This is a genomic window from Streptomyces camponoticapitis (assembly GCF_014646115.1).
Classification (GTDB): Bacteria; Actinomycetota; Actinomycetes; order Streptomycetales; family Streptomycetaceae; genus Streptomyces; species Streptomyces camponoticapitis.
The window spans coordinates 130685-147842 of the sequence record NZ_BMMV01000016.1; the positions used below are offsets into that span (position 1 = coordinate 130685).

The following is a 17158-nucleotide window of genomic DNA, read 5'->3' on the forward strand; positions in this document are numbered from 1 at the left end:
GTTCACCTCCTTGCTTGAGGTTCGAGTTCGAGCGTGCGGCAGGCGACGCGCACCGGAACGCACATTCCGCTGACACCGGGTGTCAGCGGTGTGACAGCGAAAGCCGGGCCGAACTGACAGCGGGCGCGGGTGGAATGAGGACATCGCAAGGGAGCGCCGCCGGAGAAGCCGGTGAAGCCCCGGTGACCGAAGGAGAACCCCATGGCCCCGAAGACCGGTCTCGCCACCCTCGCCGACGAGATCCTGGAGCTCGAGTCGGAGACCTTCGAGATCTCGGACTACTCGGACGCGGTCGAGGTCGTCCTCGCCGGTTCCACGTCGTCCTCCTCGACGTCGACCTGCTCCAGCACCACCAGCACCACCTCCTGCTCCGCCTGATCCGGCTTCGCAGCGAGCGACCGGCCCCTCAGCCCGAACCGGGCGAGGGGCCGGTCGCCGTCGTGCGCGCCGAGTCGTCAGGGGGGTCTGCCGGGGGCGAGACCCGGCAGACCCCCCGCGGACTTACGGGAACGGATGCGGAACCGCCTTGATCTCCCGCTCCGGCAGGTCGTCCGGACGGCGCCCGGCCGCCCGCAGGGCCGTCCGCAGTCTGGGCATCAGCAGGGCGCGCTGCCGCGTCCAGCCGAAGTCCAGCGGCAGCAGACCGGGCACGGTCGTACTGACCGTGTGCAGCCCCATCCGCCGCTGCTCCGGCGTCGTCTGGTCGACGGCGATCACGTCGTGGCCCGCGCTCGCCAACTCGTCGCGCAGCAGCCGCAGATCGTCCAGCAGATCGCCCGTACGCGGCCGGACGGGGGCCCAGTCGGCGTACGTCTCCTCCAGCGTGCGCACGGCCGTCGGCTCCAGATACTCGCGCGCGTGGTGCGTCATCTCCGGCAGGCCGTACAGCTGCGCGTGGTCCTTGAGGTGCAGGACCTTGCGGTAGTCGCCGGCCATCTCGCGCAGCTCGCCCTCGCGTTCGGCGACCTGGTAGGGCAGGTGGGGGATGTAGGTGAGGACTTCGGAGAGGGCCGCGTCGACGGTGCCCTCCGGGTCGAATCCGGCGGCGGCGCTGAAGGAGAGCGTGCCGAGACCGCCGTCGCGCCGGACCGCGAGAGCGGTGACGACGGGTACGGCGAGGTCCATCCGGGTGTCGAAGGCGTGCACGTCGTAGCCGTGCAGCGAGGCCCGGTCGAGCATGGTGCGGATCGCGCCGCCCCGGCACGAGCCGAGGTCGATCTCCGTGAGCCGGGCGCGGCCGTACCAGGCGAGCAGGAACGCGTCGCGTTCGATCAGCTCCAGCAGCCCGAAGAGGATCGCCTCCTCCAGACTCCCGCCGGTGGCGCAGCCGTTGGAGCACTCGAAGACGAAGTTGTCGGCGTCGACGCCCGCGCTGTAGTGCGCCAGCCGCGCCGGGACGAGGATCGGCCGCTCGTCGCGCAGCGAGTGGCCCCACACCCAGGGGATCGGCCGGTCCGGGTCGAACGGGCTGACCAGATGGTCCTTCTCGTACGTCGCGTCCGAGTAGAAGCCGCAGTCCGCCGGGTTCAGCGCGTCGGCGGCGAGATTGTTGTACGAGTCGACGACCGGCGTCGTGCCTCGGCGGCGGTGGGTGCCCGCGTACCGCTCAAGTCCCTCCAGGTAGGCGAGGGTCCGGCTGGTGGAGTAGCTGTTGGCCTGGCCGCTCCAGGTGACGTCGTTGAGTCCGGCGTAACCGCGCACGAAGTGGGTGCCGGCGACCGGCGCCGTCGTCGTGGAGGCGGGGTTGATCCAGGTGTCCGAACCGAGCGCGCCGCAGACGGGGTTGGCGAGCGCGGCGGTCGGCAGCGGGTACGCGCCGAGCGGGCGCAGCCGGTAACCGTCGGGGTCCGGCTTGGGCCGGGCCGTCAGCCGCATGCGCGCGGCGTCCGCGGTGTCGGGGCGGCCGGGGACGCAGGACGGGCAGAGCGGTTCGGGCAGCAGCGGGAAGGTCGCCGTGGCGAGGGTGCCGAGGTCGACGCGGGTGACCTGGGGCAGCTCGCGGTCGGCGCCGGTGGTGGCGGGCGGCGTGAACTCCCCCGTGTGGACGGCGAGATACGCCGCCCAGACCGCGTCGACGGCGTAGTCGGTGAGCAGCGGCCAGTCGGCGGCGCCGTGCGGTTCGTGGCCCAGCTCCAGCGCCTCCCGCTCGGAGCGGCTGCGCAGCCGCTGCCAGCGCATGGCGAGGCACTGGCCGCAGGCGGCCTCGGTGTCGCCGCCCCAGGGCCCGACGAGGGCGGCCCGGGAGGTGAGCTGGACGTTGGCGCTCGGGCGCGGGACGGCGTACGGGTCCCGGTGCCCGAAACCGAGCACGTCGGCGCCGCCGAGGGGCAGCACGAGGGGGGCGGGCAGCTCCGCCGTGCGCGGGCCGGAAGCCTCGTACCGCGCGGTCAGGCCCTGTTGGAGGCGGGCACGGGCGCGCTCCAGCGGGGTGCCGTCGGCGGCGGCCGCGGTCGGTGTCCCGGTCGTCGGTGTCCCGGTCGCTGTCGTCATGACTGGTCGCTCCAGCGGAAGGTCTTCAGCGCGATCGCGCCGAAGACGACGGCGAAGGCGGTGATGCCACCACACGCCACCAGGATGTCGCCGCCGCCCCCGTCACCGGTGATGGCGGCGGAGATGCCGTCGTTGAAGTAGCGCAGCGGCAGCACCAGGGACACGTTCTGCATCCAGCCCGGCATGGCGTCGAGCGGGAAGAACGACCCGGACAGGAACGCCATCGGCACCATCAGACAGTTGGCGACGGCGGCGACCGCCTCCGGTGTCCTCGCGAACGAGCCGACGATCACGCCGACCGCGAGGAACGCGGTGATGCCGAGGAACAGCACCGGCAGCGCCAGTGGCCAGCTCCCCGCCGGTTCGAGGCCGAAGAACGGCAGCATCGCGACGAGGATGAACATCGCCGCCTGCACGGTGCCGATGGCCAGCGCCAGCACATAGCGCGAACCGAGGATCGTGGGCAGCGGTGTGGGTGTCATCCGGATCAGCCGCAGGATGTCGTCGCGGCGCCACTGCATGATGACGAACCCGACGCCGAAGACGGCGGCGTTGGCGACGCCCCACGACAGCACGCCGGGCGCGATGTAGTTGATGTACGGGCGTCCGCTCTCCTCGACGGTCATGCCGTGGAAGATCAGGCCGAAGACGACCAGGAAGAGGAGGGGGAAGGCGAAGGTGAAGAAGAGGGTCGTCCTGTCCCGCGTGTACGCCTTGTAACCGGCCTGGCTCAGCGCGGAGTAGGCGCTCATGGCGCGCGTACGTGCCGGGGGCGTCGACGTACCGGGACCGGGCGTCGTGGGCTGGGTGCCCGATGCGCTCGTAGTGCTCATGGTCGTTGCTCCGTCTCTTGGTTCTCGGTCGCGCGTCGGGCGCGGGCCGGGGCTGTCCGGCAAGATCGGCCGGACACCCCCTAGGACCGCGGGCTGCCGGTCAGTTCGAGGTACACGTCCTCCAGGCTGGCCGTGCGTGTCTGCACGCCGTGCAGTCCGGCGAGCGCGTCCACGGCGGAGAGCACCGGGCCCGAGTCCTCGGTCTCCAGGACGATCGAGTCGCCGTCCTCGGTGGCCCGCAGCACTCCGGGAATGGCCTGCGCGTCGCCGAGCGAGAGCCGCTCGGCGGGGACCAGCAGACGGGTGACCGAACTGCTGGCGGCGACGAGCTTGCCCGGTGAGTCCAGTGCGACGATCCGGCCGTCGATGACGATCGCGACACGGTCGCAGAGCGCCTCGGCCTCGTCCAGGTGGTGCGTGGTGTAGACGATCGTCCGCCCGGCGCCCTTGAGCGCGCGCAGCACCTGCCACAGCGCGCGGCGGGCCTGCGGGTCGAGGGCCGCCGTCGGCTCGTCGAGGAAGATCAGTTCGGGGTCGTGGACGAGCGCGGAGGCGATGGCCAGCCGCTGGCGCTGGCCGCCGGAGAGGTCGTCGACGCGCACGTCGCGCTGTTCGGTGAGGCCGACGGCGGCGAGACCGCGCTCGGCCGCCGCCCGGTCCGCCCTGTAGAGCGCGGCGACCGTCTCCAGGTGCTCGCGCGCGGTGAGCCGTACGAAGAAGGCGGACGCCTGGGTCTGCACCCCGAGCCGGGGCAGCAGCTCCGGGTCACGCGGCCAGGGGTGCCGGCCGAGGACGGTGACCGAGCCCGAGTCGGGGCGGCGCAGCCCCTCCATGATCTCGACCAGCGTCGTCTTGCCCGCGCCGTTGGGGCCGAGCAGACCGAAGAACTCGCCGCGCGGGACGGTCAGCGAGATGCCGTCGACCGCCCGCTTCTCCCCGTACCGCTTGTGGATCGTGTCGAGGACGACGGCGGGGCCGTCGGTGCCGGTGGGTGTGGGGGTCATGCGGGTCTCCTTGAGATCACGTGAGCGGTGGGGCGGGGGCGCGGTTCAGCCGGGCGGGATCACCTGGCGAGCAGGTGGACGATCAGTGCGACGACGGCGGCGAGGATCGCGGCGAGTACGAGCGTCGAGCCCGCCGTGTAGGCGAGATAGGCGGTACGGGCCCGGCGCGGATACGCCTTCGCCGCCGGGTCGCGCCGCACCGCCAGCCGTACGTACTCCTTGCTGGACGCGGCGAGTCCGGTCGCGCCGCAGAGCTGCGCGGCGATCTTGTACCCGTCGAGCGGCGGGAACGGTACGAGCATGGCCAGCGCCTGCACACTGCCGAGGAGCAGCAGCCCGGCCAGCGCCTCGCCGGTGGCGTCGTCCACCGGCGCGAACAGCCACACCGCGCAGAACGGCAGCAGCACGGCCAGATTCATCACCGCGCCCGCGCCTGCTGTCGCGATCCGGTGCCAGCGGTCGCGCAGATAGAGGTAGTTGTCGACGGTGCAGTACATGATCACGACGGGCAGGCGCCAGCGCAGTCCGATCTCGGCGACCTGCCCGCCGTAGCGTCTCGCCACCACCCCGTGGGCCAGCTCGTGCAGCGCGGTGCTGAACCAGAGCAGGGCGGCGGCGCCGGCGAGCAGGACCGGGTTGGTGAAGAGTGCCACCGCCCCGTCGACGAGTTCGCCGAGCCGCGCGACGGCGACCGCTTCCATGGCGGTGATCAGGAGCAGCAGCGGGACCATGAAGGGGGCGGCGAGCAGGAAGCCGACGGCGCGGTGGAGGCGCTCGGCGGTCGCGTCGGCGTCGGCGACCAGGGGGAGCGTGCCGCGCAGCAGGGTGCGCCTGGGCGGCCCGCCCCAGGAGTCGGTGGTCTCGGTCTGCGGGCTCGCGGGGCCGCCCGCCAGCAGCCCCCGGACCCCCAGCATGCCCAGCAACCGCTGCCAGTTGGCGTCGCCGAGGCGCTTGCCGTACTCCGCCGCGTACTCGGCGCCCAGCTCGTCCAGACCACGCGTGCCGTCCATGCGCGCGATCAGGAAGTGCTCCTTGACCCCGACCTCGTACGACCTGCCGCTCCGCGGGTCCTTGACGAGATGCACGGTCCTCGCGCCGAGCAGGAACGCCTCACTGACCAGCACGCCGGTGCGCAGGCTCGGCCGGTACCGGTCCGTCGGCCGGTGGTCCACGGGGACGGTCACGGCGCGGCCACCGCCTCCCGCAGGGTCCGGCCCAGTACGTGCGAGAGATAGGCCTCGTCGCGGATGGTGACGTGCAGCCGGTTGTTCGTCATATGCATGTACGGGGAGAGGAGCAGCGGCAGCGCGACCGCCGGGTCCGTGACCCGCTCGTCCCGCTCGCCGTCCCAGGACCGGAAGACGAGATCACCGTTGAGCGTCAACTCGCGGGCGCGCCGGTTCAGTTCGGCGCAGTGTTCGGCCCAGCCAGCGAGGAAGGCCGGCAGCCGGCCGGGTTCACCGGCGCCGACGGCGGACCTGATGCGCGCGAACCGGTCGGTGAGGCCCGGTGCCATCGCCGCGTAGTTCCTGTCGTACTCGACGGTGCCGATGAAGCCGGTGCCGGGGAAGGCCGTGTGCCAGAACTCGTAGTAGCTCTCCAGGTATTCGGTGAGCTCCCGGTCGTCGGGGAGGAAGGTCCCCGCCATGACCATCATCAGTTGCGCCGAGGTGCCGAGCAGCACGGTCCGCAGATGCAGGTTCTTGGTGCGCAGGGCCTCGATGACGAGGTCGCTGGAGTGCCGGAAGTGCCACTCGGCGAGCTCGATCCCGGCGGGGCCGCCGTACTTTCCGTACTCCGGCTCGTACGGCTCGGCGCTGCGCGAGTTGTTGGGGCGCAGATTCATCCGGCCCTGGTCGTCCATGTAGTGGCCGCGCTCGCTGCCGGGGAACTCGATCTCGAACAGCGTGTTGTAGAAGTCGTTGAGGAAGCCGGAGTCGACCTCGTACAGCGCGGGCCGCTCCGCCAGGAAGGCGTCGACGGCACGCTCGGTGCGGGTGCGCACGGTGGCGGCCACGGCCTCGGAGACGGGCCTGATCCGCAGCCGTACGTGCGGGCCTTCGAGCCAGTAGTTCATGAAGAAGTAGTTGTCGATCAGTCCTTCCGCCTCCAGCTCGGCGACGAGCGGGCGCACGCACTGGAGGAGGAAGGGCCGGGGGTTGGCGGCGTAGAAGACGTGTGTGGCCTGCCAGTCGCCGGGGACGGGTGCGGTGCCGGTCATGAGGCGTCCCTCCGTGCGGAGTCGGCGGACAGAAGTTCCGCGGGTACGAGGTCTTCGGGTGCGAGGTCTTCCGGGCGGCGGTTCTCGGGCGCGGGCAGCGGGGGCGCTCCGGCCAGCGTCTCCACGGCCAGTTCGGAGACATGACGGCCACGGCCGGAGACGGCGTGCAGCCCGTCCTCGTCGGGGAGCATCTCGCGGAAGACGACGCGCGCCTCCGCCGTCTTGAGCAGCGCCTCGAACGCGGTCAGTGAGAGGGCGCTGTCGAAGTCCAGGTACTGCGGCTTGGCGCCCGTCGCGCCACGCGCCCCGCTGTCCGAGACGGTCACGAAGACCCGGTCGGGCAGCCCGGTCGCCCGGCGGAAGCGGTGCCAGCCGAGGAACCACTCGTCGTCGGAGACGCCCGGCGCGTGCAGCGGAAGCTCCGCCGCGGGCGCGCTCCAGCTGCGCCTGCTCAGGACGACGCTGCCGTGCCGCACGCGCGGTCTGCGGCTGACGCCGCCCACCGGCTCGCCCTCCGGGACCCCGCCCCACACGTTGAGCGGGGCCATCGAGGTCGGCGACAGGAGCAGCAGGGTGCGGGGCAGTTCGGGCAGGGCGAGCGGGACGAGATAGCCGAGGTAGACGGGGACGACCTCGCGGCCGAGCCGTGCGGAGCGCAGCACCAGCCGGTCGGCGGTCCCGTCGTCGTCATGCTCGATGTAGAGGTCGTCGAGGTGGATGCGGTACTCCTCCGGCAGCGTGCCGGTCTCGCCCGGGCAGACGATCTCGTACTCGGTCAGCCGCCCGTGCAGATTGAGATTGCTGGTGACGGGGCCGCCGGTGACCTCGGCGAACACCGCGCCCGGCGGGCGCACTTGGGCGGCGCCGGCCAGCAGCGCGGTGTCGAGCCCGTCGAAGCAATGGGTGAAGCGGCTGAAGGGGAAGGACAGACCCCCGTAGGAGCGGTTGAGTACGACCAGTGGGTCGTGGGGGCGGTCGGCGAGCTGGATGTGGTGGCTCATGGGGGCGAACTTCGGCGCGGCCGGGGCCAGTTCGGCGGCGACGTCGGCGAGGAATCCGGCGTCGAGGTCGATCTCACCGAGGTCACCGCCGTCACCGTCGCCGCCGCCCGACGCCCAGAGCGCGCGCATCCGCTCGACGAACATCTGCCGCGCGGTGTCGATGGCCTTGAGCTGCGGCAGTCCGAGCCAGTTCACCTCGGGCACGTACCGCCCGTCCGCGTCGAACGTCGTACGGCTCCCGGTGAACGTCATGTACTGGTCGAAGAAGTCCTCGTGGAAGTCGTGCACCAGTTTGAGGAGGTCGTCGCAGCGCCCGCCCTGGCCGTACCTCGCGAGGAAGAAGCCCTTGAAGGTGACCCGCTGAGGGAGCGTCAGGTCGAAGGCGGGCAGCACGCTCTCCACCCTGCTCAGCGGCTCCGCCGTCAGCTCGCGCCAGGCGGCGAGGTCCATCGCCGTCTCGCGTCCGGCGGCCGCGTCCTCGTACAGCAGGGTCCGCGGCACGCGTGTCCTCTCGGCGCCGAGTCCGGACTGGATGTCCTGGAGGGTGGCCCTGAGCGCGGCGATCACCCGGCGGCGCTCGGCCGGCCCGGCGCCGCCGAACCGGTCGGTCAGCGCGACGGCCTCGTCCAGCCGCCCGGCCAGCTCCGTGGCCCACGGGCGGCCGAGCTCGCGCAGCGAACGCTGGAAGGCCCGCAGGGGGTCGGTGTCGTGAACCGCCGTACGCAGCGCGGGGACCTGGACCATCCCCAGGTCCAGCAGCGCGGCGAGATACTGCTCGGCCTCGTCGGCCCCGGCCCCCGCGTCGTCGGCCAGCCAGGCCGCCAACTCGCCGTAGCGCAGGGCCGGGTGCTCCTCGAAAAAGTCGAGCAGGCGCTCCAGGGTGCCGCTGCGGCGCAGGAAGAACAGCCGGTCCTTCACCGCGTCGAAGGTGACGGCCGTGTCGTCGTCGCCGGTGGTGACCCAGCGGCGTACGTAACGCACCCGGTCGTCGTCCCTGCCCCAGCCGGACGCCGGGGCCACGGGCAGATCGGCGCGGCGTACGGGATCGGCGATCACGCACTCGGCGAGGCGGCCGAGCGCGACGACGTTGAGCCGCGCGTGCCCGGTCCACTCCTCGGCGACCCGCACCTCGAAGCCGCCGTCCCCGGCCGGCCCGTCCTCGAACTCACTGAGCGCGACACCGGTGAACGTGGAGAACGGGCTGGTCTTGCAGACGGTCCGGTAGAGGTACGACAGCAGCGAGCGCTCGATCTTCCTGCGGCGCTTGTCGGGCTTGCCCTCACCCTGTCGTACGAAGGCGTCGATCTGCGCGTCGAGCGTGGGTGAGGCCAGCAGCAGCCCCTTGCGCAGCCGGTCCTCGCCCGCGATCTCGCGGAGCGCGGCACGCGCCTCGGCGCACTCGCCGGCGAAGAGACCGGCGCCGGTGGCCCGCAGTCCGGCCAGCTCCCGGCGGTCGAGCAGCCAGCGGGACAGTGCCTCACCCGTCGCCGCGTCGCGTCCGGCCACCAACTCCAGTGCCTCGCCGGGCCTTTGGGGCAGCCGGTTGTTGAACACCTCGCGGCGCAGCTTCAGCAGCGCGCGGCGGTCGGCGGCCTCTCCGGGCCCGGAGTCCGCGCCGTCGCCGGTGCGGCCGACGAGGTCGTGCAGCAGATCGCCGACCCGCTCCCCCGCCACCCGAAGCCGCTCCTCCTCCGCGAGCACGGTGTCCGCCCAGCGGCGGGTCGCCGGGCAGCGCAGGGCGCGCACGGTGTCGATCGGGAGCCCGGCGACGCGGAGCATGAACGCGCGTCTCGGGTCCTGGTGGTGTGTCTGGTACGCCTGGTCAGGCATCCCTGTCCCCCTCCGGATAGGTCATCGGCTCAGGCGATCTCGTACCGGAAGTCGGCGGGGGCGGGACGCTCGTTGCCGACCATCATGATCAGGAGCGGGGCCTCGCCGGTCGCGTCGAGCCCCAGCTCCTCGATGTACGACACGTTGTCGAAGCCGAGTGCGACACCGCAGCCCAGCTCCAGCGCGCCGCACGCGGTGTAGAGGGACTGCGCGACGGCGCCGATGGTGGCGTTGACGAGGCGGTAGCCGCGGTCGCCGACGGCGTCGAGTACGGCGGACGTACGGATCGTGGGGACCAGTACGGCGCCGGCCTGCTCCAGGTTGTAGTTGGAGAGGAAGTAGTTGCGCTGGAGGAACTCGCCGGGGCGGCCCGCCTTGACCAGTCGCAGCTCATGGGCGTCGGGGTCGTACGCGTACGCGCCGGGCTCCAGGCCCTCGACGTGGTTGACGAACGCGTACAGCTTCGCGAGCCGTACGCCTTCACCGCCCGCGCTCCCACCCGTGCCGGTGCCCGTGCCCGTGTCGCCGCCGAGGCGCGAGCCCGCGCCGGCCGCGGCCAGACAGGCCGCCAGCTGCTCACCCGTGACCGGCCGGCTCGCGTCGAAGCGGCCGAAGCTGCTGCGACGGCGGCGCAGCGCCGTGCGTACGTCGGCGGGCATCGGCCGCGCGGCCGGCAGCGGAGCGAGGGGCAGGTCCGGGTCGGCGGGCGGCGCGGCGGCCGGGGCGAGCGCACCGGGAGCGGGCCGCTCGGTCGCGTGCGCGGAGGTGGTCGCCTGCATCCTCAGCAGCGCGTCGAAGGTGAAGACCTCGCGCGAGCGCTCGATGTCACGGCGCTTCACGGAGACCTTCCCGGGGCCCGGCCCGGGGGTCTTGACGGCCGAACCGCCGTGCTCGCCGGCCCAGTTGAGCGGGATGACGGCGAACACGCCCTCCTCGTCGCCCCGTACCCCGAGCAGCTTCTGGAGCCGTGCCTCGTCGAACCACATCGCCGGCTCGACGGACAGCCCGCGCGCGCCCGCCCACATGCGCCAGGTCTGCACCGCGGCGCCGAGGTCCATGCTCACGGCGTGGAAGGAGAAGCTGTTGTACTTGAAGGAGTTCTGCCAGTACTTGATGCCCAGGACCAGATACTGGTCGGTGTCCGGGCCGTGCCCGCCCAGCGATGCGCGGACCTCCCCGGAGACATCTCCGGTGAGCAGACGCTGCATGGTGTGGTGCCGGGTGGAGTAGTAGTGGACGCCCGGCGTGACGGGGCCGCGCGGTCCGGACACCCAGTAGACGCTCACGGGGTAGAGACCGCCGCCGGAGGCGGAGCCCCGCGACCAGTTGGCGAGCGGGTAGAACGGCAGGGCGCTCAGGTCGGTGTTGGCCTGCACACCGAGCCGGCGGCCGGTCAGGCCGTACGAGTCGAGGAGCATGCCGGAGAGCGACGTCAGATCGAACGTCCCCTCCCCCGTCGCCGACCTGTCGCCGAAGGCGCGGTCCAGGCTCGCGTCGGCCGGGTAGCCGGCGGCGGGCAGCGGCAGGCTGTCGACCCCCGGGTAGTACTTCGCCTTGCGCGGCCCGTCGGACCAGTTCGGCACGAAATCGGCCGGTGCCATCGGGACCCGGCCCCGCTGCATGATCGCGGCGGCGTAGTCATGGGCGTACCCCATGGTGGGACTCCTCTCAGGGGTTCGGGTCAGGGGAAGGGGTGCGGCGCCAGGTTCAGATCGGCGTCGGTCAGGTCGTGGTCGCGCATCCCCGCCTCGCGCAGGGCGGTACGCAGCCGGGGCATACCGAGCGCGCGCTGCCGGGTCCAGCCGAAGTCGATGGGCAGCAGGCCGGGGACGAGCACCGAGACCGTCGTCAGACCGAGGTCGCGCTGTTCGGGCATGGTCTGGTCGACGACGACCACGTCGAATCCCTTGTCGGTCACGGCACGGACACACCGGTCGAGGTCGTCGCGCAGGTCGTCGGAAACGGGCGGCAGCGATCCGTCGCCGTACGCCTCCGCGAGGGAGCGCACGGGCGGCCGGGGCGCGCCCGGCTCGCCGATCAGGAAGTGGGCGTTGTTCCCCATCTCGGGGATGCCGTAGGCGAGCGGATGGTCGTGCAGCGCGGCGACCTTGTCGTAGTCGGTTGCCATGGCGCGCAGCCGGACCTCGTCCCGCTCGGTGCGGCCTTGGAGGTTGACCGCGTCCGTGGCGATCTCGCACAGCGCCCCCGCCAGGGCCGACTCGGGGTCGAGCCCGGCGCCCGCGCCGAAGCACATCCGGCCCCTGCCGCCGTCGGGGCGGACGGCGACGCCGGTGACGACCGGGATGGGGAAACTGATCCGGGTGTCGAAGAAGCGGGCCTCGTAGCCGTACATCTCCAGGCGGTCGACCATCTGCCGGGTGGCGGCGCGGGTGCTGGTGCGCGGGTCGAGTTCGGGGAGGGCGGCGCGCCCGTACCAGGTGAGGAGGAAGGCGTCGCGTTCCACGACCTCCATGAGGCCGAAGTAGACGGCCTCCTCCATACAGCCCCCGGACGCGCAGCCGTTGGAGCTCTCCTGCACGAACCGGTTCTCCAGACCGGGCGCGTGATAGTACGTCAGCACCTCAGGCACGAGGATCGGCTTGTGGTCGCGGAGCGAGTAGCCCCAGACCCAGGGGAGTTCGCGGTCCGGGTGAAAGGGAGTGACACGCGGGTTCGCACGGTGGAACTCCTCGGAGTACAGACCGACTTCACGCGGATCCAGGGCGCGTTCCCCGGCTGCCCGGAGCCCGTCGAGTGAACCCTGCACACCGGCCGCCTTGGCGCGCGAGCGCATCCCGGCGTACCGCTCCAGTCCTTCCAGCACACCGATGCGCACGCTCTGCGCGAAGGTGTCGGCGTGGCCGCCCCAGAACGTCTCGCGCAGATAGTCGCCGGAGCGCATCGAGAAACAGCCGATGGTCGCCGAGGTGGACGTGGAGGAGATGTCGTGCACGACGGAGGGGCCCAGCGAGCCGCAGACGGGGTTGGCGTACGGCTCCGAGGGCAGTTCGTACCCGCTGATGTCGCGGATCCGGAAGCTGCCGGGCTTGTGCTTGGGCGCGGGCTTCAGCGTGAGGACGGCCCCCTCGGGGGTGTCCTCCTCGCCCCGTCCGCAGTGCGGGCACTCGGGGTCGGGCACGAGCGGGTAGTGCCGTGTCCTGAGGGTCTCCAGATCGACCAGGTGGACCGCCGGGAAGGAGCCGGTCGACGGCCCCTGCCCGGCGAGTCGGGCGGCGACGATCCCGGCGAGGGCGTCGGCGGTGAACGGGGTGATGTACGGCGACTCCCCGGCGGCCCTGGTTCCGGAGCCCAGCTCCAGGGCCTCGCGCAGCGCGACGGAGCGCACTGCCTGCCAACGGCGGGCGAGACAGCGGACACAGGGGCGGTGTCGGGCCGCGCCCCCGGCGTCGTCGGCACCGTCCGCCGGGAACGGGCCGACGACCGCGTGGCGGCCGTAGAACCGTACGGGCACACCCACTTCAGGTGCCGGCTCCTCGTCCGCGAAGGCGTCGCGCACGCCGAGCGGCGCGACGTCCAGCGCGGGCACGGGCAGGGCGGAGACCGCGCCGAAGCCGCGGCGCATCAGCGTGGCGAGGTCGCGGGCGGACCGCTCCCAGGGATCAGCCGGCATCGGGCGCACCCTCCACGCCGGTGGTGAGCAGGACGCGCGCCGTGCTGATGCCGCCGGCGGGCAGGTCGGCCGGGGTGGTGTCGACGTACAGCACGTCACGCCCGGCCTCGCGCAGCCGGTCGAGGACCGCCTCGAAGGTGGTGGCGGTCGCGTCGGCGGCGATCGGTTCGTCGGTCAACAGGACGGTGGCGGGCGCGAGTTCACCCATCAGCGGGTCGCCGAGATCGACGGTGGATTCCGGGTCCTCGGTGTCGAGCTGCACCTGGCCGAGCAGATCGCGCAGGGCGGCGCAGGCTGCGGTGGTCCGGGAGAGCCCGGCGGCGACGGCCCAGCGGCCGTTGTCCACCTCGCGGGCCAGGACGACATGGGCGCCGGAGTGCGCCTCCTCGCCGAGGTCGACGAGTTCGGCCCTGATGCCCACGTTCGGCACGGACTTGAGCAGGAACACCAGCTCCGGATCGGCGTCCTGCTCGCCGGCCGCCGGCGAGGTGACGAGCGCGCAGCGCGCCTCGCCCCGTACGGCCCGCAGCAGCGCGCCGTGGGCGAGCGCGGAGAGCAGACCGCGGCCCGCCGCCTCCTGCGGGCTCGGGCCCGCGCCCGCGCCGGCGGTGGTCGGCTGGTGCAGACGCCCGGCGTTGTACGGGCCGAACGGCCGTACCGCGGCGGCCGGTACGCGCACGGGCTCCTTCGTCAGCAGCGAGGCCGCGGTGAGCCAGGCGCCGACCGTCTCGACGGCCGCGCCGGTGCCACTGCCCGTGGTCAGCCGGTCGGGGGCGACGGCGGGCGCGGTCGCGTCGCTGTCGGGAGTGACCGGCACGACGTGCTCGACGTAGGTCTCGGCCGCCGCGTACAGCGCGCGCAGCCGGGCGCCCGCCAGGTGGTGCACGTCGAAGGCGGCGATCCGCCTGCGCGGTCCATGGCCGACGGCCATCTCCACACGGCTGATCTTGAGCGGTGTCTGGGTGAGGCTCTCGTCGTCGTACCGGCCGAAGATGCCGGTGAAGGGACGTACCAGCGCCGTACTGATCCGGTTGAGATCCTCGACCAGGGCCTCCGCCTCGCCCGCGCTCTCCACGGTCGGGGTGACGGGGAGCGTCAGTCCACCGGGCAGGGCGGGGCGGCGGGGCGCGGCGGCGGGGGCGCAGAGCGCGCAGCGCGGGTGGGGCTGGACGGGCTCGGCCATGACGTCGAGCGATTCGAGGTCCTGGACGAGTACCTGTCCCTCCGTCTCGGCGGGCAGCACGCCGGTGGTGAGTCGGAAGATCTCGTAGCCGAGGAGGTTGCCGGACATCGCGGCGAGCGGGCCGGTCAGCGGGGAGTGTCCGGCGGCGCGGCCGGCGGCTCCGCCCGCGACCTCGCTCCAGATGTCGGCGGCGGTTCCGGCGTCGGTGTTGCCGCCGAGGCGCAGCACCGCGCAGGACCAGCAGCCCGCCGAACCGGCCTTGCTGAGCGGCCCGGTGACCGAACGGCGGCCGAACGTCCAGGCGGGGATGAGGGTCTTGCCCTCCGGCACGCCCGCCAACAGCAGCGCGTGGGTGCGGAGGGAGGCGTCGGCTCCGGTGACGACGACGATGTCGTAGCCGTCGAGCGCGCTCCAGCCGGGGTTCGCCGGAAGGCCGTCGACGGTCACCGGGCAGTCCCGCGCGGCCAGTTCGGCGATCTCGGCGAGCAGGGTCCGGTCGCCTCCGGTGTCTCCTTCGACGGCGAGACGGCCGCCGCCGTTACGGACGAGGCTGAGCGCGCACCAGCGGGCGACCGGGCCGGTGCCGAGGATCGCGACGCGGGTGGTGCGGTAGCGGTGGAAGCGGGCGAGGGCGCCGTCGGCGTAGTGGTCGGCGTACGCGATCTGGGCGGCGAACCGGGTGGTGACCGCTTCGGTCAGGCCGTGGGGGACGGGGGCGGCGGAATCCCCGGGTGACGTCTCGTCCTCGGGGATGTCACGGGCGAAGCCGCGCTCGTACAGCGTCTTGACCAGTTCGGCGGCCATGGCCCGCTGGGCGGGGCCGAATCCCTGGCAGATGTCGGCGAGGCGGTGGTGGCCCGCGAGGTGCGGCACCATCAGCGAGGCGAAGCGGTAGGCGGTTCGGCCGGTGAGGTGGAAGCCGCCGTCGGCGTTGTGGAAGAGGACCCCGCCGGGGGTCTCGGTGAAGAGCACGTCGCGGCGGACGCGGGGGCGGGTGCCCGCGAGGGCGTCGAAGGCGGTCGCGGCGGAGGCCGCCGGTGCCGGTGCCGTCTCGGCCGGTGCCTGTGCCGCCGGTGCCTGTGCCTGTGCCGCCTGCGCGGCCGGAGGCGCGACGGCCGTCGGGGTCGCTGTCGCTTCTGCAGCCATGGGATTCACACCTTCTGTATCGGTCGGGATCGATACGGCGCGGTTCTGCGCGCGTACACACGGAGCAGTTCGTGCACCCGGTACGGGCCGGGCGGCCCTTCTTCGAGCAGTCCGGCGTCGGCGAGCCGGTCCAGTACGTCGTCCGCCTCGACGGGTGACATCCCGAGTACGCGCACGCTGTCCTCGGCCGTGAAGTGGTCGGGGATCTGCGCGGCGACCTTCAGGAAGGCGTCGGCGAGCCGGGGGTCGAGCCGGTCGAGCGCCCCGCCGAGCACGCGGTGCACCGACAGCTCGGGCGAGTCGGCGAGCGAGAGCCGGGCCAGCGGGTCCTCCGCCAGCCAGCTGACGGAGTCGGCCAGCCGCAGGGCCGGCCGGGTGAGCAGCCTGGCCGAGATGATGCGCAGGGCCAGCGGGTGGTGGCCGCAGGCTTCGGCGAGGCGCCGGGCCGCCTCCGGCTCCGCCTCGACGCGTTCGGCGCCGAGTACGGCGAGCAGCAGCCCCTGCGACTCCTCCCCGGCGAAGGTGCCGAGCCGCAGCACCCAGCCGCCGTGGGTGGCGACGAGGCCGGCGAGGCCGCGCCTGCTGGTGACGATCGCCGCGCCGTCGGCGCTCGCCGGCAGCAGCGGTCGGACCTGGTCGGCGTCGACCACGTCGTCCAGCACGAGCAGCGCGCGCTCGCCGCGTACCTGGTCGCGCAGGGCGGCGGCCACCTCGGCCGCCGCGTCGTCGGGGCCCCGGGGCGTACCGTCCGGGGCGACCATGCGCACCATGAACAGCCCCGCCGGGAAGCTGTCCCTGACCTGGTGGGCGAGATGCTGGGCCAGCGCGGTCTTCCCGATGCCGGGCGCCCCCGACACCAGGAGGGTGACCGGTTCCTGGCCGGGCGCGGTCAGCCGTTCCAGGAGCGCGGCGCTCTCGGCGGTGCGCCCGGTGAAGGAGTGCACGGCCGGGACAGGTCCCACGATCGCCGACGGCGGCGCGGCCGGGGCGGCGGGTGCGGCGGCGAGCCGGCGCTCTCCGGCGCCGCCGGAGACGTACGCGGCGGCGGCCGGGTGCCGGTCGTCCGCGGGTCCCAGGTCCTCGCCGCGCAGGATGGCCAGTTCCAGCCGGCGCAGCGCGGGCGAGGGGTCCAAGCCCAGTTCGTCGAGCAGATACTCCTTGACCATCCGGTACTCGGCGAGTGCCTCGGTCTGCCTGCCCGTGCGGTAAAGGGCCTCGATGAGCTGTTCCCGGAACCGCTCATGTCCGGGGTGGGCGCGGCTGGCGCTCCACAGCTCCACCAGCGCTTCGCCGCAGCGGCCGAGCCGGAGCGTGAGATCGCAGGCGCGCTCCAGGGTCCGCAGCCGCTCCTCCACGAGCCGGGGCACCTCGTCGCGGTGGAGCACGTCGGAGCGGACATTGGCCAGGACGGAGCCCTCCCACAGCGACAACGCCCCTTTGAGGACGTGCAGTTCGCTCTCGGGGTCGGCGGTCTCCGCGGCGCGCCGCACCTCTTCACGGAATCCGATCAGGTCGAGATGCCGGGGCCCGGCCGTGATGCGGTAGCCGCCGGGCACCGCCTCGATGGGCGTCTCGGTGACCCCGTGCTTGGTGAACAGCCGCCGCAGCCGCAGGACGCAGGTCTGGAGGGCCGCCCGTGAGGTGGCCGGCTGCTCCTCGCCCCACATGGTCCGCTGCAAGTAGTCGGCGGAGACGACCGAGTTGGCGTGCAGGAGCAGCGAGGCGAGGAGAATGGTGGGTTTGGAGGGCTGGAGGACGACGGTGTCGGGGCCGTCGGCGATGCTGAGCGGCCCGAGGAGCTGAAACCGCACCGGCCGCG

At 72.9% G+C, this 17158-nt stretch carries 11 protein-coding genes; 1 reads left to right on the forward strand and 10 read right to left on the reverse strand.

Going from position 1 to position 17158, the window contains the following annotated elements; genetic code table 11:
- Positions 1-201: 201 nt before the first annotated feature.
- Positions 202-378, forward strand: coding sequence for a thiazolylpeptide-type bacteriocin (locus IEY79_RS23505; protein WP_189109547.1), 177 nt, complete (start codon positions 202-204; stop codon positions 376-378).
- Positions 379-501: 123 nt separating this feature from the next.
- Here IEY79_RS23505 and IEY79_RS23510 read toward each other — a convergent pair whose 3' ends face one another.
- The 10 genes from IEY79_RS23510 to IEY79_RS23555 form a co-directional block, all read right to left on the reverse strand.
- Positions 502-2490 (reverse strand): TOMM precursor leader peptide-binding protein, encoded by a 1989-nt coding sequence (locus tag IEY79_RS23510; RefSeq protein ID WP_189109548.1) that lies wholly within the window; start codon positions 2488-2490, stop codon positions 502-504.
- A complete protein-coding gene (locus IEY79_RS23515; protein WP_189109620.1) occupies positions 2487-3242 on the reverse strand; it encodes an ABC transporter permease in 756 nt (251 codons plus the stop codon). Before IEY79_RS23515 ends, IEY79_RS23510 begins: the two co-directional genes overlap by 4 nt.
- 161 nt (positions 3243-3403) lie before the next feature.
- The gene (locus IEY79_RS23520; protein ID WP_189109549.1) at positions 3404-4327 is read right to left on the reverse strand and encodes an ABC transporter ATP-binding protein; all 924 of its coding nucleotides are present in this window, start codon (positions 4325-4327) and stop codon (positions 3404-3406) included.
- Positions 4328-4386: 59 nt separating this feature from the next.
- Positions 4387-5511, reverse strand: a complete 1125-nt coding sequence (locus IEY79_RS23525; RefSeq protein WP_229701066.1) for a M50 family metallopeptidase — start codon at positions 5509-5511, stop codon at positions 4387-4389.
- Positions 5508-6548 (reverse strand): lantibiotic dehydratase C-terminal domain-containing protein, encoded by a 1041-nt coding sequence (locus IEY79_RS23530; protein ID WP_189109550.1) that lies wholly within the window; start codon positions 6546-6548, stop codon positions 5508-5510. Before IEY79_RS23530 ends, IEY79_RS23525 begins: the two co-directional genes overlap by 4 nt.
- Positions 6545-9379, reverse strand: coding sequence for a lantibiotic dehydratase (locus tag IEY79_RS23535; RefSeq protein ID WP_229701067.1), 2835 nt, complete (start codon positions 9377-9379; stop codon positions 6545-6547). The genes IEY79_RS23530 and IEY79_RS23535 overlap by 4 nt, the downstream gene beginning before the upstream one ends.
- 29 nt (positions 9380-9408) lie before the next feature.
- The gene (locus tag IEY79_RS23540; protein ID WP_189109551.1) at positions 9409-11034 is read right to left on the reverse strand and encodes a nitroreductase family protein; all 1626 of its coding nucleotides are present in this window, start codon (positions 11032-11034) and stop codon (positions 9409-9411) included.
- 26 nt (positions 11035-11060) lie between these two features.
- Positions 11061-13010, reverse strand: coding sequence for a TOMM precursor leader peptide-binding protein (locus IEY79_RS23545; RefSeq protein WP_189109552.1), 1950 nt, complete (start codon positions 13008-13010; stop codon positions 11061-11063).
- Positions 13000-15339, reverse strand: a complete 2340-nt coding sequence (locus IEY79_RS23550) for a TOMM precursor leader peptide-binding protein (RefSeq protein ID WP_189109553.1) — start codon at positions 15337-15339, stop codon at positions 13000-13002. Before IEY79_RS23550 ends, IEY79_RS23545 begins: the two co-directional genes overlap by 11 nt.
- Before the next feature lie 5 nt (positions 15340-15344).
- The gene (locus IEY79_RS23555) at positions 15345-17150 is read right to left on the reverse strand and encodes an AfsR/SARP family transcriptional regulator (RefSeq protein ID WP_189109554.1); all 1806 of its coding nucleotides are present in this window, start codon (positions 17148-17150) and stop codon (positions 15345-15347) included.
- Between the last annotated feature and the right edge of the window lie 8 nt (positions 17151-17158).

Excerpts from the sequence above, each read along its gene's own strand:
- IEY79_RS23545 (WP_189109552.1), bottom strand. The coding sequence starts at position 13,010 with ATGCCGGCTGATCCCTGGGAGCGGTCCGCCCGCGACCTCGCCACGCTG.
- IEY79_RS23535 (WP_229701067.1), bottom strand. The coding sequence starts at position 9,379 with ATGCCTGACCAGGCGTACCAGACACACCACCAGGACCCGAGACGCGCG.
- IEY79_RS23520 (WP_189109549.1), bottom strand. The coding sequence starts at position 4,327 with ATGACCCCCACACCCACCGGCACCGACGGCCCCGCCGTCGTCCTCGAC.
- IEY79_RS23550 (WP_189109553.1), bottom strand. The coding sequence starts at position 15,339 with ATGGCTGCAGAAGCGACAGCGACCCCGACGGCCGTCGCGCCTCCGGCC.
- IEY79_RS23515 (WP_189109620.1), bottom strand. The coding sequence starts at position 3,242 with ATGAGCGCCTACTCCGCGCTGAGCCAGGCCGGTTACAAGGCGTACACG.
- IEY79_RS23530 (WP_189109550.1), bottom strand. The coding sequence starts at position 6,548 with ATGACCGGCACCGCACCCGTCCCCGGCGACTGGCAGGCCACACACGTC.
- IEY79_RS23540 (WP_189109551.1), bottom strand. The coding sequence starts at position 11,034 with ATGGGGTACGCCCATGACTACGCCGCCGCGATCATGCAGCGGGGCCGG.
- IEY79_RS23510 (WP_189109548.1), bottom strand. The coding sequence starts at position 2,490 with ATGACGACAGCGACCGGGACACCGACGACCGGGACACCGACCGCGGCC.
- IEY79_RS23505 (WP_189109547.1), top strand. The coding sequence starts at position 202 with ATGGCCCCGAAGACCGGTCTCGCCACCCTCGCCGACGAGATCCTGGAG.